This is a genomic window from uncultured Sphingomonas sp. (assembly GCF_913778135.1).
In the GTDB taxonomy this organism is placed as follows: Bacteria; Pseudomonadota; Alphaproteobacteria; order Sphingomonadales; family Sphingomonadaceae; genus Sphingomonas.
Genome location: NZ_CAJYVU010000153.1, coordinates 1 through 18,921, shown reverse-complemented (window position 1 = coordinate 18,921; position 18,921 = coordinate 1). Strand labels below are relative to the sequence as shown.

Below are 18,921 nucleotides of genomic sequence, written 5' to 3'. Positions count from 1 at the left end.
AGCTCCTCTATCACCCCGAGCGATATCGCTATGAGGTCGATCTGCGCGCCGCGCCCTTCGCGATCTGACCCCTGGCCGGCGGGGATCAACCCCGCCCGCGAACCTTCACGATACCGTCGCCATAGGGAGCGTCGCGGTTCTGCAGCGCGACCTTGAGGCCGTGCTCCTTCATGTCCGCCTTGAACTGCGTGCGGCGCGGCCCGCTGGCGAGGTGTCCGCGCGCGTCGAGTTCGGCGGCGTAGCGCTGGAGGGCGCGAGCACCCATTTGCTCGAGCGCGAAGTCGACGACACGCTTGTGACAGGCGAGCAACTCAGGATCGGTCGCGGCAATCCGCTGGGCTAGCGCCATGACCTCGCGATCGAGCGTGTCAGCGGGCCAGGATTCAATGGCGAGGCCGATCTTGACGGCATCAAGGCCGCTCATCTTATCGCCCGTGAACAGCATCCGCTTCGCCCATTGCGGACCGCAGTGATACAGCCACATGTGCGCCGGCGGTGTCCCGTTCGCCCGCGTCGCCGGGAAGCCGATCCGCGCATCGTCGGCGACGATCACGAGATCGCAGGAAAGCGCGATGTCGGTGCCGCCGGCCAGGCAGTTGCCGTGAACCTTCGCAATCACCGGCTTGTGAAGCTCGGCGACGATCAGCGAGGAGGCCTGGGTGCGCAGCAGCGACCAGACATCGTCGTCGAAGCGCTTGCCCGATTCCCGATACTTGTGATCGCCGAGTTCGGTGGTTTCTCCGCGACCAGCATAGGCCCCCGTAAGATCATAGCCCGCGCAGAAATCCCTGCCCGCACCGGCAAGGACAATGACGTTGATGTCGAGCCGGTCATCGGCTTCGAGCATCGCGTCGCGCATCTCGCTCAGCATTGCGGGCTCGAGGGCGTTGCGCTTGTCGGGCTGGTTGAAGGTGATTGTGGCGACGGGGCCATCGACCTCGAACAGGATGAAGTCGGGCTCAAACAGCCACTTGCCGCGATAGTCCTTCATCCTAATTTCCTTTTATCGGTTGGCGGGTCAGTGCCGCTATGTCCTCGTTGCTCGAACGAGCCCAGAACGGTGCCCAGGTCGGAAATGCCCCTGGCAGGTCGGGTAGGCGATCGGCCCAGCGATCCCATTGCTGAAAGGGTGGGGCAGGCCGCTCGAGCACGTCGGTCGAATACCAGTGCTTTTCGGCTCGCGTGACGAAATACCATTGGCCATCCCGCCGCGCGTAGCGATCGAAATAGACGATCGCCATCGCGACCCAACGGTCGCCGTCCTCATGCTCCGCGCGGCAATAGACTGTGCCCGTCGCGTTGTCGGCATCTTCGAAATCTACGACGTGGCCGCAGACGAAATGTACCGAGCGATAGAAGGTCCGCACGCCCGGATCGATCCAGCTTCGCAGCGCCTCGCGTCCCTTGCCCCGCCGGCCGCAATCGACATCCTCGACGAACAGGCCGAGCCACGTGTCAAGGTCGCGCGCATCGACCGCTCGGGCGTAACGGGCCGGCAGCTCGCCGATCGCCTGGCGCGATTCAATGCGGTCGATGCGGGCCAGAAGATCGGCCGCGTCGCTCATGTGAGCCTCGTCAGATTGGCGCTGTCGAACGGCAAAAAGGGTTCGCCGCGAACCGCCTTTCCGACCCAGTCGGGATCGTTGAGCAGCGATCGACCGACCCCGACAAGGTCGAACTCCCCATGCTCGAACCGCTCGATCAGCTTGTCGAGGTTGTCCGACGCGCCCGATCCGCTGTCGATATGATGGTCTCGCTTGCCCTGGTCCAGGCCGACGCCGCCGACGACCATGCCGAGCTTGCCGGTCACCTTCTTCGCCCATCCGCCGAGATTGAGCGGCGATCCGTCGAACGCCGGCGTGTCGAAATAGCGCTGGCTGCCGTCGAAGATATCGACTCCTGCATCGGCGATCGGCCCCAGGATCGCCTCGAGCTCTGCCGGGGTGTCAGCCAGCCGTGCGGTATAGTCCTGCATCTTGAATTGAGAGAAGCGCAGCAGGATCGGCAGTCCGTCTCCGACCGCCGCGCGGATCGAGCGCACGACCTCGACCACGAAGGCGGTCCGCTGCACGGCATCGCCGCCCCACCGATCGGCCCGGCGATTGGTGCCCGACCAGAGAAAATTGTCGAGCAGATAGCCATGGCCACCGTGGATCGCGATACCGTCGAACCCCAGTCTCGCCGCATGACTGGCGCTCCGGGCATAGGCCGCGATGACGTCGGCGATGTCCTCTTCCGTCATCGGTGGCGTGTCGACCTTCAGTCGGGCCAGATGGTCGTCGGCGAGGCTCACTTTGCCCAGCGGTCCCAGGATGCCGCTCGGCCGGCGCGGGCCGACTTCGGGAGCGGGGCTTGGCGCGGCGTCGCGCATCGCGCCCTGATGCCAGAGCTGCGGCATGATCCGTCCGCCAGCAGCATGCACCTCGTCGACGACCTGTCGCCAGCCAGCCAGGGGCGCATCGCCGTACATCGCCGGAACCGCCGGGGTATCGACAGCCGCGGGATCGTCGATCGCGACCCCCTCCGTCACGATCAGGCCGACCTGCCTCTCTGCCCGGCGGCGGTAATAGGCAGCGACGTCCCCGCCCGGCACGCGGTTCGGCGAATGTTCACGAGTCATCGGCGCCATGACGAAGCGGTTGGCGACGGTGAGATCACGCACTGTCAGCGCCGTCAGGAGCGGGGCAAGGCGATGCGTGACCGTCGGATTGTCCGTCATCGCCCGACGCTATCCAATCCGACGCCATGCGCCAATTCGACGGGATCGGCCATCGCGCCTGCGATCCGCCACGGCGTCGCTCCGGTACATCAGGCCAGATTACGCAAGTCGACCTTGGACACCTTTCCGGTCGGATTGCGCGGCAGCGCATCGACGAAGGTGACGACGCGCGGCACCTTGTAGTTCGCCATCTCAGCGCGGCACCAGGCGATCACCCCGGCCTCGTCCAGCACCGCATCGACCCGTGGCACGATGAAGGCGCGGCCGACTTGGCCCAGCCGCGGATCGTCGATCCCGATCACGGCGGCCTCGGCTACGCCATCGATCCGGGCAAGCTGCTGCTCGATCTCCGCCGGATAGGTGTTGAACCCGCCAACGATGTACATGTCCTTGAGCCGGTCGGTGATCGCCAGATTGCCGACCGCATCGAACACGCCGACATCGCCCGTGCGCAGATACCCGTCGGCGGTAAAGGCAGCGGCGGTCGCGACGTCATCCTCGAAATAGCCGTGCATAATTTGCGGACCCTTGACGATGATCTCACCGGGGGTCCCGGACGGCACCGCTTGTCCGTCGCCGTCGACCAGCCTGACGTCGAGATTGTCGAGCGGGCGGCCGGTCGTCGTCGCGATGACGAACGCGCTGTCGCCGGGCCGGGTATGGCTGACAGAGCCTGCGGCCTCGGTCAGACCGTAGCCGGCGGACACAGCCCCAACACCGAAGGTGACCTGCATCTGTTCGATCAGGACAACCGGGATCGTCGTGGCCCCGGTCATCGCTGACCGAAGCGAGGAGGTGTCGTACCGGGCAAAGTCGGGATGTTCGAGAATGCCCTGATACACAGTCGGGACGGCGGGCAGGATCGATACCCGGTCACGCTCTATCAAGGTCAGCATCGTCTCCGCATCCAGGCTTTGCGCGATGACGAGCGTGATGCCGTAGAGGAAGGCGGCCTGCCATCCGGCTCGATAGCCGGCATTGTGCGCGAAGGGGTAGGTGACCGCCAACACGTCGCCCGGCCCGAACCGGCTCACACAGGCCTGTTGCTGCTCGCACGCGATCAGGCTCTGGGCGTTGGTCATCGGCACGCCCTTCGGGACGCCCGTGGTCCCCGACGTGAAGATGATGTCGGCCAGTCCATTCGGATCAATTCCGGCGATGCGGGCGTCGAGCTCGGTCGTCGGGACGCCTGTCCCGGCCGCAACGAAACGCGACCAGCCCGTCACACGCTCTTCTTCCGCATCGCTGCCGAAGACGACGATGCGGCGCAGGTCCGGTAGGTCGAGGTCGAGAATGCCGGCAACGAAATCGGTCGATCCGAAACCCGAATCGCAGAAGAGGAAGCGGACACGTGCTCGCGCGAGAGAGTGCGACACCTCGCGCGGTTTAAGCCGCGTGCTCGCGGGGATGAGCGTCCCGCCCGCCGCCTGTATGGCGAGCGCGGCGACGATCCATTCGGTCTGGTTCACCGCCCAGATCGCCGCGCAGTCGCCGGACGCGAAGCCGGCGGCGATCAGGCCGCGGCTCGCCGCCCGAGCGGCATCGTGCACATCGCCATAGGTGATTGTACGGTCCCCCTCACGGATCGCGACGGCGGCGGGCTGCCGTTCGGCCATCGCGGCAAAGGCATGAAAGGGCGAGTGGAAGGGGAGCGCTGGGTCGAACATGGTTCAGGATCCGGGCGAGAGCGTGTGAGAATGCCTAGCGGGCGCGGCGGGCGGTGGTTCGCGGCCGGCCGTGACAGGTGGCGGGGTGGCGGTCATCGTGGCAATCCGAGGAGCCGTTCGGCGATAACGTTACGCATAATTTCATTGCTGCCGCCGGCGATCGTCCAGCTGTAGCTTTTGAGAAACGCGTAGGTCGCGTCTTCGGGCGTTAGTCCCCCGCAGCGAAGCGGCTCGGTCTCGATCTGCCCGCCGAGGCCATCCAGCTGCGCGGTGAAGCCGGTATAATCCTGAAGCAGCGTCGCCCAATACAGCTTGATATAGGTCGCGATCTCTCCGCCGCCGTGCGGGTCGCGATCGATCTGGGCCAGCAATTCGCCGACCATATGCTTCATCGCCCGTATGCGCGGATAGAAGGCGGCAAACGCCTCCCGTCGCGCCGGGTCCCGCTGCAAAAGCTCGCGATAGCGGACGGCATCACGCTGGACGGCGTGGACCAGCCGCTCGCTGTTCTCGAAGATCAGCAACCCGCGTTCGGCGGTCAGCGTCGACTGGGCGATCCGCCAGCCATCGTTCTCCGCACCGATCAGGTTCGCGGCCGGAATCTCAACGTCGTCGAAGAAGATTTCCGCGAACTCGGCCTCGCCGGTGATCTGCCGGATCGGCTTGATCGTCAGGCCCGGCGTCTTCATGTCGAGAATGAAATAGGAGATGCCGTCATGCTTGCGCGCCGCACCCGGGTCGGTGCGCGCCAACAACAGGCAATAGTCGGCGAAGATGCCATAGGACGACCAGATCTTCTGCCCGTTGACGACATAGACGTCGCCGCGCCGTTCAGCGCGAGTCCGTAGCGACGCGAGGTCGGAGCCGGCACCCGGCTCTGAAAATCCCTGACACCAGATGTCACCGCCGCTGCGCGCGCCCTCCAGATAGCGCTCGCGCTGATCGGCCGTGCCGTAGGCGAAGAGCGTGGCGGGCATGTGATAGAGCGAGATGGTGAACAGATCGGTGTTGGGCGCATCGGCGCGTGCCATTTCCTCGTACAGCACGACCTGCGCCGCAAGCGACAGGTCCGCGCCGCCCCATCCCTTGGGCCAATGCGCGGTCGCCAGCCCCGCCGCGGTCTGGGCGGCGTACCACTCGCGTTGGACGGAAAGGTAGCCGTGCTCCCCCTCTCGGTGGATGCGGCCCTTCCAGTCGGCGGGTATGGCGCGGGGAAGCCATTCGCGGAGTGCGGCGCGGAACGCGTCGAGGTCTCCTACGGCGGCAAGCGGACCGGTCATGCCGCAATCTCCTGATCGAGCGCGCTTGCGGCACGCGCAAGGTGAAACGACTTGTCGCCGAACAACAGCTCGATCAGACGCGCTCGCTTGAGGAACAGGTGGCATGCCTGCTCGGCCGTAAAGCCGATGCCGCCATGCAACTGGATCGCATCGCGCGCGAGTTCGGCATAGTTGGCACAGGCGAGAGCCTTTGCCGCGGATGCCTCGCTCGGTGCAAGCCTGTCGTTCGCGACTGCGAGTGCGACGGCCGAGGCGAGCAGCAGACGGTCGCCCTCAAGTCGGGTCTGGTGGTCGGCAACGCGATGCTTGAGCGCCTGGAAAGAGCCGATCGGCTTGCCGAACTGCTGGCGCGTCTTCAAAAAGTCGATGGTGAGCGGCAGCAGCGCCTGCGATCCGCCGACCGCCTCCGCCGCCAGTGCCAGCGAGGCATGAATGGCGAGCGCCTCCTCGACCTCGCCGTTTGTGTCGAACACGGCCTCGTCGGATATCGGCCTGTCGCGATAGACGATGTCTGACAGCGTGTGACCGTGATCCCACAGTGGAAGGCGCTCGACATGCTCGGGCGAGAGCAGAACGCGACGAAGGCTGCCATCGGATGCGATGGCCAGATGCAGCAGGCGATCGGCATCGGCGGCATCGAGCATGCGCGTCGTGCCGGAGAGGTGCCACCCGTGGGAAGCGGGTGCAATCGTCAGCGTAGGCGGCTGAAGCGGGGCAGGGGGATCGATCGCGACGACCGCACCGGCGGCGATCATCGGCAGCCATTCGGCCTGCTGCGCCGCACTCGCACCGCGCGCGATCGCATCGACGGCGAGCATCGTCGACAGGAGTGGTACCGGCGCGACCGCGCGGCCCGCCTCCTCGTAGAGAGCGACGAGCGCATCGATTCCGAGGCCGAGGCCGCCATGTGCCTCGGGTACCGAGAGTGCGGTCCAGCCGAGCCCGACGATCGTGTCCCACAGCGGTCGCGCGGTGCTGCGGGCATGGTTGAAATGGGCGAGCACCGTGTCGACGCTCGCCTCGACGCTGAGCACGTCGCGAAAGCTTGCCTTGAGGGCGTCGACGTCGAGCAAATCATCCATCGTGCGCAGGTCCAGTTGTTCGTGCGGTCGCGGGGGTAGCCGGAACGAGGTCGGCCATCGCCTGCTTCTGTTCGGTCGTCAGGGCGACGGGGCGGCGCGTGTCGGGTGCGACGAAGACATGGGTGAAGTGGCCGACCGCAGCGGGGACCGCTTCCCCATCCCGGAACAGCGCGATCTCGTAGCGGAGGCTCTTGTCGCCGATGCGGCCGATGCGGACACGCGCCTCGACGGTCTCGGGAAATTCGATCGGCGCAAGAAACTCGCAGCCGCTGGCGATGCACAGGCCGATCGATGCGGCCTTGCCGCGCAGGACGCCCCGCTCGATCGCCAATGTCGTTAGTGCGGTGTCGAGCCAGCTATAATAGATCGCGTTGTTGACGTGGCCATAGGCGTCGCAATCGGCCCAGCGGCTGGCGATCGCCATGCCCCAACCATAATTTTCGCGGCGTTCCTCGCGAGCGTGCATCGATCCTCTTCCCGTCGTCTTCCGCCGCTTACGCTGCCAGGTAGTCAGACGGCGAGGGGCGACCCGCGATATCGGCACGGCGATACCCGCGCCTCGCCGCTTTCCTCCGCAGACATGCGCGCTATCGGCAAGTCGACTCCTCATGGCTTCCAAGGATATTCGCATGTCGCAGGATCCCGACACCGCCGTCCGTTATGACGTGCATGGCGACGTCGCCGTGCTCACCATCGACTTTCCGCCGGTCAACGCGCTCGGTGCGGCGATGAAGGAGGGGATGGTCCGACGGATGCAGCAGGCGGCCGAAGATCCGGCGGTTCGTGCGATCGTCGTCATCGGCGACAACGACCGGTTCGTGGCTGGTGCCGACATTCGCGAGTTCGGCAAGCCGCCGCGCGGCCCGACGCTGCTCGAGGTGCAGGACCTGCTCGAATTCAGCGAGAAACCGGTGGTGTGCGCGATCGACGGCCATGCGCTGGGCGGCGGGCTCGAGCTTGCGCTGGCGGCGCCGTTCCGGGTCGCGGCGTCGCGCGCCAAGCTCGGCCTGCCCGAAGTCAATCTCGGCCTGCTTCCGGGCGGCGGTGGAACGCAGCGACTGACGCGCATCGCTGGGCCCGAGGTGGCGCTCGACCTGATCCTGAGCGGCAAGCATATCGGTGCCGCCAAGGCAAAGGAACTGGGGTTCGTCGACGAAGTGACGGACGCGGACCTGCTGACCGCGGCGATCGACTTCGCCCGGCGCAAGGCGGACGCGGGCGGGCCGTGGCCGCGCGCGATCGAACGAACCGACAAAGTGGCGACCGCCGATACCGCGCTGTTCGAGAAGACCCGCAGCGCCAACGCCAAGAAATGGGCCGGCACGATCGCGCCGTTTCGGATCGTCGACTGCGTCGAGGCGGCTTGCACCCGGTCGCCGCAGGATGGCCTCGAGTTCGAGAAGGAAGCGTTCAAGGAATGCCTCGAAGCGCCGAGCCGCGCCGCGCAGGTGCACCTGTTCTTTGCGGAACGACAGGCCGCCAAGGTCGACGGGCTTGATCCCGCCGCCACACCGCGCGAGATCGCCAAGGTCGGCGTGATCGGTGCGGGCACGATGGGCGGCGGCATCGCGATGTCGGTGGTCAATGCAGGGATCGCCTGCGTCCTGCTGGAGGTCACGCAGGAAGCGCTCGACGCCGGCCTCGCCAAGGTTCGCGGCAATTACGACATCTCGATCAAGCGCGGCTCGCGCAGCCAGGCGCAGGTGGAGGCGGCCCTGGGGCTGCTTACCTCTACCCTCGATTATGCCGATCTGGCCGATTGCGACCTGGTGATCGAGGCGGTGTTCGAGAACATGGGCGTCAAGAAGGAGATTTTTGGAACGCTGGACCGGGTGACAAAGCCGGACGCGATCCTCGCCTCCAACACCTCCGCGCTCGACATCGACGAGATCGCCGCGGCGACCGGCCGTCCCGAAAATGTGATCGGGATGCACTTCTTCTCGCCCGCCAACGTCATGAAGCTGTGCGAGAATGTTCGCGGTGCCAAGTCGTCCGACACGACGATCGCGACGGTCATGGCATTTGCCAAGCGGATCGGCAAGGTGCCGGTTCTGGCCGGCAATTGCGAGGGGTTCATCGGCAACCGCATCCTCAAGATCTACGGCCAGGAAGCGGACCTGATCCTCGAGCAAGGGGCGGCGCCGTGGGACGTCGATCGCGCGCTCAAGGGCTTCGGCTTCCCAATGGGCCTGTACCTCATGCGTGACATGTCGGGCCTCGATGTCGGCTATCGTATGCGGCAGGGGCGGATCGAGGCAGGCACGCTAGACACGTCCAGCCCCGAATATTCGCCGCTCGCCGACCGGATCGTTGAAGCGGGGCGGCACGGACAGAAGACGGGTGCGGGCTACTACAAGTACGAAGGCCGCGACGCGTCGCCGGATCCGGTGGTGCTCGACATGCTCCGGGACGTCTCAGCGGCCAAGCAGGTCCCCCAGCGCCAATTCACCGACGAGGAGATCGTCGAGCAGATCCTGGCGGCGATGGCGAACGAAGGGGCTAAGATCCTCGAAGAAGGCATCGCCCAGCGAGCCAGCGACATCGACGTGACCTACGTCTATGGCTACGGCTTCCCGAAGCATGAGGGCGGCCCAATGTTCTGGGCGCAACGCAAGGGCCTCGACAAGCTGCTCGAGATTGTTCGCGCCAATCACGCGAAGTTCGGCGATCGCTGGAAGCCCGCCGCGCTGCTGGAAGCGCGGGTCGCCGAAGGACAGGATTGGGACGGAAAGCCGATCGCCGGCGCAGGCTGAACGGCGCGCCCGGCGCGGCGGCGCCGGGCGTCAGTCGATCCCGATCGTGCGCGGCGACGGCGGCGAAGCGTAGAGTTCCTCGACCACATCGGCCCGGCGGGTCAGCACCGCGCGCGCTGCGGCGGTCGCCTTGTCGGTCAGTTCGCCATTCGAGAGGCTCGGCAGCTCCGTTTCCAGCACGATCCGGACGATGCGCTGCGAACTGCCGCCTGCCGTGCGGGCGAGGCCGGTCAGGCGTTCGGCAATCCAGTCACGCAGCGCCGGAGAGGCGACCACCGCATCGATATCAGTATCGGCCGGAAGCCCGGCTACGCGGCATGCGGCGGCATGATCGGGGAAGCCGATCGCGGTGACACGGTCACGCTGCGCCCCGGCGATCACCGCGTCTTTGAGCACTGGTGCCAGCGCCTCGAGAAGCTTTGCCCGCAGCGGTGCCACCGTGACCCAGGTGCCCGACGTGAGTTTGAAGTTTTCCGACGTACGGCCGTGGAACAGGAAGCCTTCTTCCAGCCGGTTGGGATCGATTGCCTTGATGAGGTCGCCGGTCAGGAAAAAGCCTTCGTCGTCGAACGCTGCCGCGGTCAGGTCCGGCCGCTTCCAATAACCCGGCGTGATGCTGTCGCCGGCGAACCGCAGTTCAAATGCATCTTCAAACGGCACCAGCTTGGCGGTGACGCCGGGCACCGGCAGGCCGGTCTCCGGTTTGCGGTGCTGCTCCCAGCTCGATTGCATCGGCGTGGGGCCACATTCGGTCGAGCCTAGGCCCGAAACCATCAGGATGCGCTGCCCGGTCTCCGTAACCGCGAGGTCGTCGAGCGCGGACCACAGATGCGTCGCGAGCGAAGCGGCGCCGTACTGAAGCAGCTTCAGATTGGCGAAGAACGCACGGCGGAGTTCCGGGTCGGTGTGAAGATGCGGGATCAGCGCCTCGAACCCGCTCGGCGAGGTGATATAGATGTTGATCGGATAGCGCTTGAGGTTGGCGATTGTCGCTGCGACGCCGCCGGGCGTCGGCTTTCCCTCGTCGATGTGAAGCGTCCCGCCTGCCCACAGCGCGAAGCCGAAATTGTTGTTGCCGCCGAAGGTGTGATGCCAAGGTAGCCAATCGACCATCACCGGTGGCTCATCCTGGAAGAAGGCGTAGACGAGCATGTTCTGCGCGCGATTGTCTGCAAGCATCCGATGAGGCAGCATGACCGGCTTAGGGGCGCCGCTCGATCCGGAGGTGAAGAGGATTTTGGCGACTTGATCCATCGCGATTGAGTTCTCGCGATCGCGAGACGCGGCGGTCGGCTCGGTCGCCAGAAGATCGGCGAGCGACAGCGTATCGCGACCGGGCACGGGCCGCCCGCCTGAAATCACGGGCATGTCGGGCGGTACAACGGCGGCGATCGCAGCGGCATATCGCTCGCCATCCGCGACGTAGATCGCGCCGGCTCCCAATGACGCGATCACCGACGACAGCTTGGCGAAGTCGGTGGCGAGCATTGCATAGGCGGGAGAAATCGGCGCCGCCGGAACCCCGGCGAACATCGCCCCGAGGGTGATGCGTGCGCAGTCGATACTGTTCTCGGCCAGTATCGCGAGCGGCCGCTCGGCCGACACCGGCAGTTCGGCGAGTGCCGCAGCGATCGCACGTGCATCCGCCAGTGCTTCGCCGAACGACCAGCGCCGCCGGCCATTCTCGTGCGCCTCGGTCAGGAACGTGCGATCAGGATGCGCTACGGCCCACATTTCGAGCCGCTGGTTCCAGTTCTGCGTCACCGGGGCGGGCTCGGCGGCGTGTCGGACAAGCGCCGAACCATCGGCCCGTCGGGTAACGGTCGCAGCCTTCTCCCCCATCCGAACGGGTCGCACCGGGTAGGCGCTGCTGTCGATCACGAGCGATTCGTTTTCCGGATTCTGGGTCATGGCGGTGTTTGAGCCGTCCGGCGTCGGCTTTGCAATTGCGCTGGTCCGGCATCGGATAGCCGATGCGCACCCGATGGGGGCACACGATTTCTGTCGCGCCGAGCCAACGTTCGATCGCGCTTATGCTGTTATGACAACATGCCCACTTGACGCATACGACATATCAGCAGACGATAGGCGCAGATCGGTACACCGGCGCATGGAGAGGACAGATGGCAACTCTGGACGTTAAGAAGATCAAGTCGGCCAAGCGCGTGCTGGAGATTTTCGAATTCTTCAATTCCGAACGCGCCGAAGCCACTGTGATGGAAATTTCGCGCGAATATGGCTATCCGCAGTCGAGCACGTCGGAATTGCTTGGTTGCCTCGTCGAACTGGGATTTCTGACCCGTGATCGTTATCGCCGCACCTATCGCCCGACCGCCAAGGTCGCGATGCTCGGCGCCTGGACTCACCCCAAGCTGTTCCGCCGTGGGCACCTGCTCACGCTAATGGATGACTTGGCTGCCGAGCTTGAATGCTCGGTCGTGCTGACGGGCTGTGTCGGCCTGCGCATCGAGCATCTTGAAGTCGTGCACGGCGGCACCGAGCTACCCGCGATCGAGAGCGCCGGATCGCTCAGTCGCGGTCAGCTCGGTCGGCTGCTCCTGTCTGCCTATGACCGCATCGCGATTCGCAAGCTGGTGCATCGCATGAACAGCGAGGCCTCCGAGGACCAACGCGTCCGCTGCGAAGATTTCCTCGTGGAGGTAGATGATATCCGGACCCAGGGGTTCGCTGCCAGCGCTGAACTTCTGGAAGGCGCGGGCGGGATCGTCGCCGTCCGTTTGCCCCAAAGCGTGACCAACGAAAATCTCGCGCTCGCGGTTGCGGTCGGCGAGGGGGATGCGCGCGGCTGCGGCTTCTTCCTGCGGGCGCTGCGCGAGACGGTGGCGACGCTTGCAACCCCGGCGCCAATGACGGTGCGAGCTGGCGCGATTACGGCGCAGGCGCCTCTCCTTGCCCGCGTCGGCTGACCGCTCGAACGAACACAGGCTTTTGGAAGGTGGCGTCGTCGCGCGACTCCACCTTCGCATCATCGGGAAAATATCGTGACCGACCAGATCCTGACGCGCAAGGATGGCGCGATCGGCCGTATTATCTTCAACAATCCCGGCAAGATGAACGCCATGTCGCTGGCGATGTGGGAAGGGATGGGTCGGGCGATGAAGGCGTTCGAGGCGGACGACGAAGTTCGCGTGGTCGTCTTCTCCGGCGCGGGGGGCAAGGCCTTCGTCGCCGGGGCCGACGTATCCAAATATGCCGAGGAGCGCGGCGCCGCCGACGCGCAGGAGCATTACGCGAAGACCGGCGAGGATGCGCTGCAGGCGATCTACCGCTCCAAGAAGGTCACGGTTGCGGCGATCGACGGCTATTGCATCGGCGGTGGCGTGTCCGTCGCGCTAGTCTGCGATCTGCGCTACTGTTCCGCCAAGTCGTCGTTCGGTCAGCCGGCGATGAACATCGGGATCGGTTATCGCTATTCCTCGCTGCGCCGGATGGTTGACATCGTCGGCTATGGCGCGGCCAAGGACATGCTTCTCGGCGGTCTGCGCTTCGATGCTCAGGAGGCGTACACGAAGGGACTGGTCGGCCGGGTCGTGCCTGACGAGGAGTTCGAGGGCTGGATCGAGAAGATGGTCGCAAATATCGCGATCGGCGCTCCGCTGACCGCAGAAGACATCAAGTATACGCTCTGGACCTATGCGCAGGACGAAACGAAGCGCGATCTCGGCCGCTGTGAGGAACTATTCCAGATCTGCTATGCCTCGGAGGACTACAAGGAAGGCATTTCGGCCTTCGCCGAGAAGCGCAAGCCGGTCTTTACTGGCCGCTGATCGATGGACCTTCGCCCGACGCCTGAGGAAGCCGCGTTCCGCCGCGAAGTGCGCGACTTCGTCCGCGCCGAACTGGACCCCACAACGCATCGCAAGATGCTCGATGGACGACTTCCAAATCGTGACGAGGTGATCGCATGGCAACGCGCGCTCAACACGCGTGGCTGGGCGACGCCGGCGTGGCCGCGCGAGCATGGCGGGCCCGGATGGGGCCCGGTCGAGCGCGCGATCTTCCTCGACGAGCTGCATCAGGCGCCGGCACCTGAGCCGGTGTCGTTCAACGTTGCGATGCTGGGACCAGTGCTGATCCGCTACGGAACCGAGGCACAGAAAAAGCGATTCCTCGGCGCGACGGCCAATCTCGACATCTGGTGGTGCCAGGGTTTTTCGGAGCCCGGCGCGGGGTCTGACCTCGCCGCGGTGCGCACGCGTGCGGTGCGCGACGGCGACGACTATGTCGTGACGGGACACAAGATTTGGCAAGGCATGGCGCATCATGCCGACTGGATGTTCACGCTGGTCCGCACCGATCCGACCGCGGCGAAGAAGCAGGCGGGTCTGTCGTTCCTGCTGATTGACCTGCGCCTGCCCGGCGTGACGATCCGGCCGATCATCACGATCGATGGCCGGCATGAGGTAAACGAGGTCTTTCTTGACGAGGTGCGCGTCCCCGCCGACTGCCTCGTCGGGGCGGAAAACGAGGGGTGGGCCGTCACGAAGGCGCTGCTCTCAAGCGAGCGGACCAATATCGCCCGGATCGGCATGACCAAGCATATCCTGCGCCGGATCAAGACGCAGGCGGCGGGGGATGCCGGTCTGTTGGCCAAGGCGGCCGCGATCGAGGCCGAATTGCGCATGCTCGAGGTGACGCAGCTTCGCATCCTGGATGCCCAGCGCCGGTCGGACGGCGCCGATCCGCGATCGTCGGTGCTGAAACTGAAAGGCGTCGAACTGCGACAGGCGGCGTCCGAATTATTGGTACAGGCGATCGGCCCGGCGGCGCTCCATGCCGATCCTCGTGGCCCCGAGGCGATGGAGGATAGGCTGGGTACCGCGCTTCCAAATTATTCGATTCTGCGCGCTGCATCGATCTACGGCGGGGCGAGCGAAGTGCAGAAGACCATCCTTGCCAAGAACGTGCTGGGGCTCTGATCGATGGATTTCGAACTCAATGACGATCAGCGCTTGCTCAAGGAAATGGTCGACCGCTTCGCCGAGGACGCGGGCGGCCTCGACCCGCATCGGGCGGCGACACGTACCGCCGCCGGCTGGAGCGAGGATGCTTGGCGGGCGATGGCCGAACTGGGCCTGACCGGGGTCATGGTGTCGGAGTCCGCGGGTGGCCTCGGCGGCGGCGGTGCCGAATTGATGATCCTTGGCGAAGCGATCGGACGCCATCTGCTGGCGGTGCCGTATCTCGACACGGCGATCCTGTGCGGCACAGCCCTGTCGACCGCGCCGGCACCGCTTCGAGAGCGCGCCCTGGGGGAGTTGCTGGACGGCAGTCGGCGCTATGCGCTGGTCGCGGGCGCGGTATTGGACGACGACGGCATCCTGACGGGAAAGGCGCACGGCTTTTTCGGATGCGGGACGGCGGAGGCGTTCATCGTCGATACCGGCCACGCTTTCTATCTGGTTGATGCCGGCGCCGCCGGCCTGTCCCGGGCGGCCCGACCGCTGCACGGCGGCGGTACGGCCGCAGAGGTGCGGCTGGACGGCGTCCGGGGCGAGCAGATTGCGGCAGGAGACAAGGCGGCTCGTCTGCGTCTTCAATTGCGGGCTCGGCGCGTGGCCTTTCTGGCGGCCGAGGCGCTCGGGGCCGCCGAAGGCGTGTTCGAGGCGACGTCGGATTATCTCAAGACGCGGGTCCAGTTCGGCAAGCCGCTCGCCAGCAATCAGGCGCTGCAGCATCGTGCGGCCGAGATGCTGGTCGAGATCGAGCAGTTGCGATCCGCGGCGATCCTTGCGGCTTGCTCGCTGGAAGAGCCCGACGACGACGAACGGGAGCGGATCATGGCGGCGGTTTCGATCGTCGCCGCCAAGACAGGCCGCTTTGTGGCGCAACAGGCGGTGCAGTTGCACGGCGGCATTGGTGTGACCGAGGAGCATGCCGTCGGCCACTGGTTCCTGCGGCTGACCGCGATCGGCCTGCTGCTCGACGGGGCTTCGGCCACGCGCACGTTGGCGGGGCTCGGCGGGTTCGTTGCGGCGGCACCCTATTGGGAAGCCGCCGCGTGAGTTTGCCTAGAGCGACTGGCCGTCGTCGAGCTCGAACCCACCGCCCGTGATCGCGCGCGAGGCGTCAGACAACAGGTAAAGCGTGATCCCGTCGAGGTCGGCGGGCTCCATCACGCGGCGGCGCGGGAAGCTGCCGATCAGCTTCTCCCCGCTGGTGCTTTCGAGCCATTCGGTATTGAGCTCGGTCTTGATCCAGCCGGGCAAGATCGTGTTGACGTTGATCCCGCGCGTCGCCCATTCGCGCGCCAGGCTCTTGCCCATCATCAGCACGCCCGCCTTCGACGTCGAATAGGCGGTGAGGCCGGGCAGCACGCGGTGCGAGCCGACCGATCCGACCAGCACGATGCGCCCATTGCCTTTTTCCTTCGATCCGCCGGCGATCATCCGCCGCGCACCTTCTCGCGCCGTCAGGAAAACACCGCGCAGGTTGACCGACATGATCCGGTCGAAATCGTCGGCGGTCAGGTCGATGGCGCTGCTGGGCACGTTGAGGCCCGCATTGGCGAGGACCGAATCGACAGGCCCCAACGCCGCTTCGGCCGCGTCATAGCCAGCAGCGACCGACGCCTCGTCGGCGACGTCCATGGTAATCGCTGCGGCGCGGCCGCCGTCGCGGGTCAGGTCGGCAACCAAGTCGGCCAGGCGATCGGCGCGTCGCGCCGCGAGCGCCACGGCGGCGCCCGCCGCGACGGCGGCGCGGGCGAAGTGGGCGCCAAGGCCCGAAGAGGCGCCGGTGATGAGGAGGGTGCGACCGCGAAGGTCGGCGAGCGGACGTGTCGTGTCGGTCATGCGGCAATATCTATCGAACGGGCCGGTATGCGCGAGTATCCGCCCTGCGATATCGCGTAGACGGTGCTTGCCGTCCCGCCGCCGCCTGCCATCGTGCGCGCGAAGGAGAGCCCGCGATGACCGTTCGTCCGTTCGAGATCACCGTGCCCGATGCCGTGCTCGATCGCATCTCGCGACAGGTCGCAGACTCGCGGATTGGCTACGCACCCACGGACGACGACGGCAGTTGGTCCTACGGCACCGATGCGGCGTATCTCGCAGAACTGGTCGCCTATTGGCGCGAGCATTATGACTGGCGTGCACAGGAACGCGCGCTGAACCGCTGGCCTCATTTCAAGGCCGAGATCGACGGCCTCGACATCCATTTCCAGCACATACGTGGTTCGGGCGGTGGACGCCCGCTGATCCTGACCCACGGCTGGCCCGGCTCGATCGTCGAGTTTCAGGGGGTGATCGAGCAACTGGCCTTTCCCGAACGCTTCGGCGGCAGGGCGGAGGATGGGTTCGATCTCGTCATTCCGTCCTTGCCCGGTTTCGGTTGGTCCGGGCGTTCGCCAAAGCCGATTGGGCCCAAGGGCGTCGCCATGCTGTGGCGGCGTTTGATGACCGAGGAACTGGGCTATCCGCGCTTTGCCGCCCAGGGTGGTGACTGGGGATCGGTGGTGACGGCCCACCTCGGCGGCGAGCACAGCGATGTCGTCGCCGCGATCCACCTCAATTTCCTCGTTGGACCGCGAACGGATCCGGCGGACGCTGACGCGAACCAGACATATTGGGCCGCGTACCAGCGTGTGCAGGCGACCGAAGGCGCGTATATGAGCGAGCAAGCGACGAAGCCGCAGACGATCGGCCTCGCGCTGTTCGACAACCCCGTCGGGACCGCCGCCTGGGTCATCGAGAAGTTTCACGGCTGGGGCGACACGAGCGGGGATATCGAGAGTCGCTTCAGCAAGGACGTGCTGCTGACCAACCTGATGAGCTATCTCGTCAACGACGCCATGCCGTCGTCATTCTGGGCCTATCGCTCGATCATGCGGGAGCGGCCGTTTGAAGGGCGTATCACGGTACCGACGGGCGCCGCCCTGTTCCCGGGTGAATTCTATCCGATGCCCACGCGCCCCAATGCCGAATGCGTCTACAACATCCAGTCTTGGACCGAGATGCCGAGCGGCGGGCATTTTGCCGCACTGGAGGAGCCCGTCCTGTTCAGCGACGACGTCCGCGCGTTCTTGCGCGACTACATTTAGCAGCCGAGATTGATCGGCAGTTTGGGAGCGACCCCGCATATTGTAGCCGACGCTGCGTTCGGAAGGGCCGGCAAGCGTCGCGGCGGGCAGATGCTCGACGAACAGCCGCATCACGACAGCAACCTCCATGCGCGACAACGGCGCGCCCGGGCAGCCATGAGGTCCACCGCCAAAGGCGAGATGCCGACGTGATAGATCGCGGGCGTCGCGATCGAGACGGAAGCTGTCGGGATCGTCGAACGCGGCGGGATCGCGATTGGCGGCGGCGAAATTGAGCATCAGCTTCTGCTTCGGGCCGATCTCGACGCCGGCGACCTCGACGGGGCACAGGGTCGTTCGGAACATCGCCTGCGCTGGCGAATCAAAGCGGAGGCTTTCCTCGATGGCGACGGGTATGAACTGATCGGGATCGCTCCTGACTTGTTCCCAGCGCGAAGGCTCCTCGAGCAGCCGCCACATGAGGTTGGTGATGAGCGACGTGGTCGTCTCATTTCCGCCGACGAGCAGCCCCATCAGCGCCATGCGCTGCTCGTCGCGGTTGAGTTTGCGGCCGAGATAATCGGCGCAGACCGCATCCGAGATCCAGTCGTCCGGCAGCACCGTACCGACATGCTCGGGACGCGCCTCTTCGACCCCGGCCGCCGTCAGCATGGCGCATCGGGCATCCAGATGCTGGTCGAAGAACGCGCAGATGCCGGCATACACCTCCAGGAAGCGCTCGTTGCTCTTGCCGAACGCATTGTCCATCAGCTCGTCGGACCAATGCTTCAGCGTGATGAAATCGTCCCCTTGGATACCGAGCAGCCACGAGATAACGTGGACGGGTAGCGGCAGCGCGAAATCGTCGTGCAGGTCGACGATGAGACTTTTGGCGATCATGTCGTCGAGCAAGCGCCGGGCCAACTCTGCGACACGCGGCTGCAACGCGGCGATGCCTTCCGGGCTCAACGGCCTGCGGAAGATGGCGCAAAAATCCGTGTGATCCTTGCCGTCGGCAAAAAACCCGATCGATTTCTGGAAGACGGGTGTCGGTCCGTAGCGGCTGGAGAAAGCCTAGGGATCGAGCATCGCCGAGCGTACTTCATCGTAACCAAACAAGGCCCAGAACGGCATTCCCAGCGTTTCGCTATGTCCGATCGGGCATCCGCTTTGCCGTCGCCGGTACTCGGCGAATGGATCGTCCATGACCTCCTGGGCGAGGGGATCCTAGGGAAGGATGCCGGGCGGAAGGTCGATCATGGGCTCACTCATATCGAATGCTCATGCCGCCATCGGCGGCAATGGTCTGCCCGTTGACATAACTGCCGGCTTCGCTCGCCAGCATCACCACGACGCCTGCGATCTCGTCCGGCTCGCCG

The 18,921-nt window shown here is 65.5% G+C and carries 16 protein-coding genes and 1 pseudogene; 6 read left to right on the top strand and 11 right to left on the bottom strand.

What is annotated here, in order from left to right; genetic code table 11:
- Window positions 1–85: 85 nt before the first annotated feature.
- The 7 genes from QZ847_RS14055 to QZ847_RS14025 form a co-directional block, all read right to left on the bottom strand.
- Window positions 86–991, bottom strand: a complete 906-nt coding sequence (locus QZ847_RS14055; protein WP_294357466.1) for a crotonase/enoyl-CoA hydratase family protein — start codon at window positions 989–991, stop codon at window positions 86–88.
- A gap of 1 nt (window position 992) precedes the next feature.
- Window positions 993–1,565 (bottom strand): nuclear transport factor 2 family protein, encoded by a 573-nt coding sequence (locus tag QZ847_RS14050; RefSeq protein ID WP_294357464.1) that lies wholly within the window; start codon window positions 1,563–1,565, stop codon window positions 993–995.
- Complete coding sequence (locus QZ847_RS14045) at window positions 1,562–2,719, bottom strand: NADH:flavin oxidoreductase (RefSeq protein WP_294357462.1); 1,158 nt, start codon at window positions 2,717–2,719, stop codon at window positions 1,562–1,564. The genes QZ847_RS14050 and QZ847_RS14045 overlap by 4 nt, the downstream gene beginning before the upstream one ends.
- Window positions 2,720–2,808: 89 nt before the next feature.
- Window positions 2,809–4,386: an AMP-binding protein gene (locus QZ847_RS14040; protein WP_294357460.1), complete on the bottom strand. Its 1,578-nt coding sequence runs from the start codon at window positions 4,384–4,386 to the stop codon at window positions 2,809–2,811.
- A gap of 92 nt (window positions 4,387–4,478) precedes the next feature.
- Window positions 4,479–5,666 (bottom strand): acyl-CoA dehydrogenase family protein, encoded by a 1,188-nt coding sequence (locus QZ847_RS14035; RefSeq protein WP_294357458.1) that lies wholly within the window; start codon window positions 5,664–5,666, stop codon window positions 4,479–4,481.
- Complete coding sequence (locus tag QZ847_RS14030) at window positions 5,663–6,748, bottom strand: acyl-CoA dehydrogenase family protein (protein WP_294357456.1); 1,086 nt, start codon at window positions 6,746–6,748, stop codon at window positions 5,663–5,665. Before QZ847_RS14030 ends, QZ847_RS14035 begins: the two co-directional genes overlap by 4 nt.
- Window positions 6,741–7,214, bottom strand: a complete 474-nt coding sequence (locus QZ847_RS14025) for a thioesterase family protein (protein ID WP_294357454.1) — start codon at window positions 7,212–7,214, stop codon at window positions 6,741–6,743. The genes QZ847_RS14030 and QZ847_RS14025 overlap by 8 nt, the downstream gene beginning before the upstream one ends.
- Before the next feature lie 163 nt (window positions 7,215–7,377).
- On the opposite strand from QZ847_RS14025, the gene QZ847_RS14020 reads away from it, so the two are divergent.
- A complete protein-coding gene (locus tag QZ847_RS14020; protein ID WP_294357452.1) occupies window positions 7,378–9,501 on the top strand; it encodes a 3-hydroxyacyl-CoA dehydrogenase NAD-binding domain-containing protein in 2,124 nt (707 codons plus the stop codon).
- Between the two features lie 30 nt (window positions 9,502–9,531).
- Here QZ847_RS14020 and QZ847_RS14015 read toward each other — a convergent pair whose 3' ends face one another.
- Window positions 9,532–11,382, bottom strand: coding sequence for an AMP-binding protein (locus tag QZ847_RS14015; RefSeq protein WP_294357450.1), 1,851 nt, complete (start codon window positions 11,380–11,382; stop codon window positions 9,532–9,534).
- A gap of 242 nt (window positions 11,383–11,624) precedes the next feature.
- Here QZ847_RS14015 and QZ847_RS14010 point away from each other — a divergent pair, with 242 nt between their 5' ends.
- The 4 genes from QZ847_RS14010 to QZ847_RS13995 all read left to right on the top strand — a co-directional run bounded on the left by QZ847_RS14010 (window position 11,625) and on the right by QZ847_RS13995 (window position 15,527).
- Window positions 11,625–12,428: a helix-turn-helix domain-containing protein gene (locus tag QZ847_RS14010; protein ID WP_294357448.1), complete on the top strand. Its 804-nt coding sequence runs from the start codon at window positions 11,625–11,627 to the stop codon at window positions 12,426–12,428.
- Between the two features lie 75 nt (window positions 12,429–12,503).
- Window positions 12,504–13,289, top strand: coding sequence for an enoyl-CoA hydratase (locus tag QZ847_RS14005; RefSeq protein WP_294357446.1), 786 nt, complete (start codon window positions 12,504–12,506; stop codon window positions 13,287–13,289).
- Between the two features lie 3 nt (window positions 13,290–13,292).
- A complete protein-coding gene (locus tag QZ847_RS14000; protein ID WP_294357444.1) occupies window positions 13,293–14,441 on the top strand; it encodes an acyl-CoA dehydrogenase family protein in 1,149 nt (382 codons plus the stop codon).
- A gap of 3 nt (window positions 14,442–14,444) precedes the next feature.
- On the top strand, window positions 14,445–15,527 hold the full coding sequence (locus QZ847_RS13995) for an acyl-CoA dehydrogenase family protein (RefSeq protein WP_294357443.1): 1,083 nt from the start codon (window positions 14,445–14,447) through the stop codon (window positions 15,525–15,527).
- Between the two features lie 6 nt (window positions 15,528–15,533).
- Here QZ847_RS13995 and QZ847_RS13990 read toward each other — a convergent pair whose 3' ends face one another.
- Complete coding sequence (locus tag QZ847_RS13990) at window positions 15,534–16,316, bottom strand: SDR family oxidoreductase (RefSeq protein ID WP_294190976.1); 783 nt, start codon at window positions 16,314–16,316, stop codon at window positions 15,534–15,536.
- A gap of 116 nt (window positions 16,317–16,432) precedes the next feature.
- Here QZ847_RS13990 and QZ847_RS13985 point away from each other — a divergent pair, with 116 nt between their 5' ends.
- Window positions 16,433–17,563 carry an epoxide hydrolase family protein gene (locus QZ847_RS13985; protein ID WP_294357441.1) on the top strand — a complete coding sequence of 377 codons (1,131 nt, stop codon included), beginning with the start codon at window positions 16,433–16,435 and terminating at the stop codon, window positions 17,561–17,563.
- Window positions 17,564–17,665: 102 nt separating this feature from the next.
- On the opposite strand, the pseudogene QZ847_RS13980 reads toward QZ847_RS13985, so the two are convergent.
- Both QZ847_RS13980 and QZ847_RS13975 read right to left on the bottom strand, forming a co-directional pair.
- Window positions 17,666–18,571: pseudogene (locus QZ847_RS13980) on the bottom strand (cytochrome P450); the annotation flags it as partial.
- 235 nt (window positions 18,572–18,806) lie between these two features.
- A partial coding sequence (locus QZ847_RS13975) for an SDR family oxidoreductase (protein ID WP_294357468.1) occupies window positions 18,807–18,921 on the bottom strand: 115 nt, incomplete at its 5' end.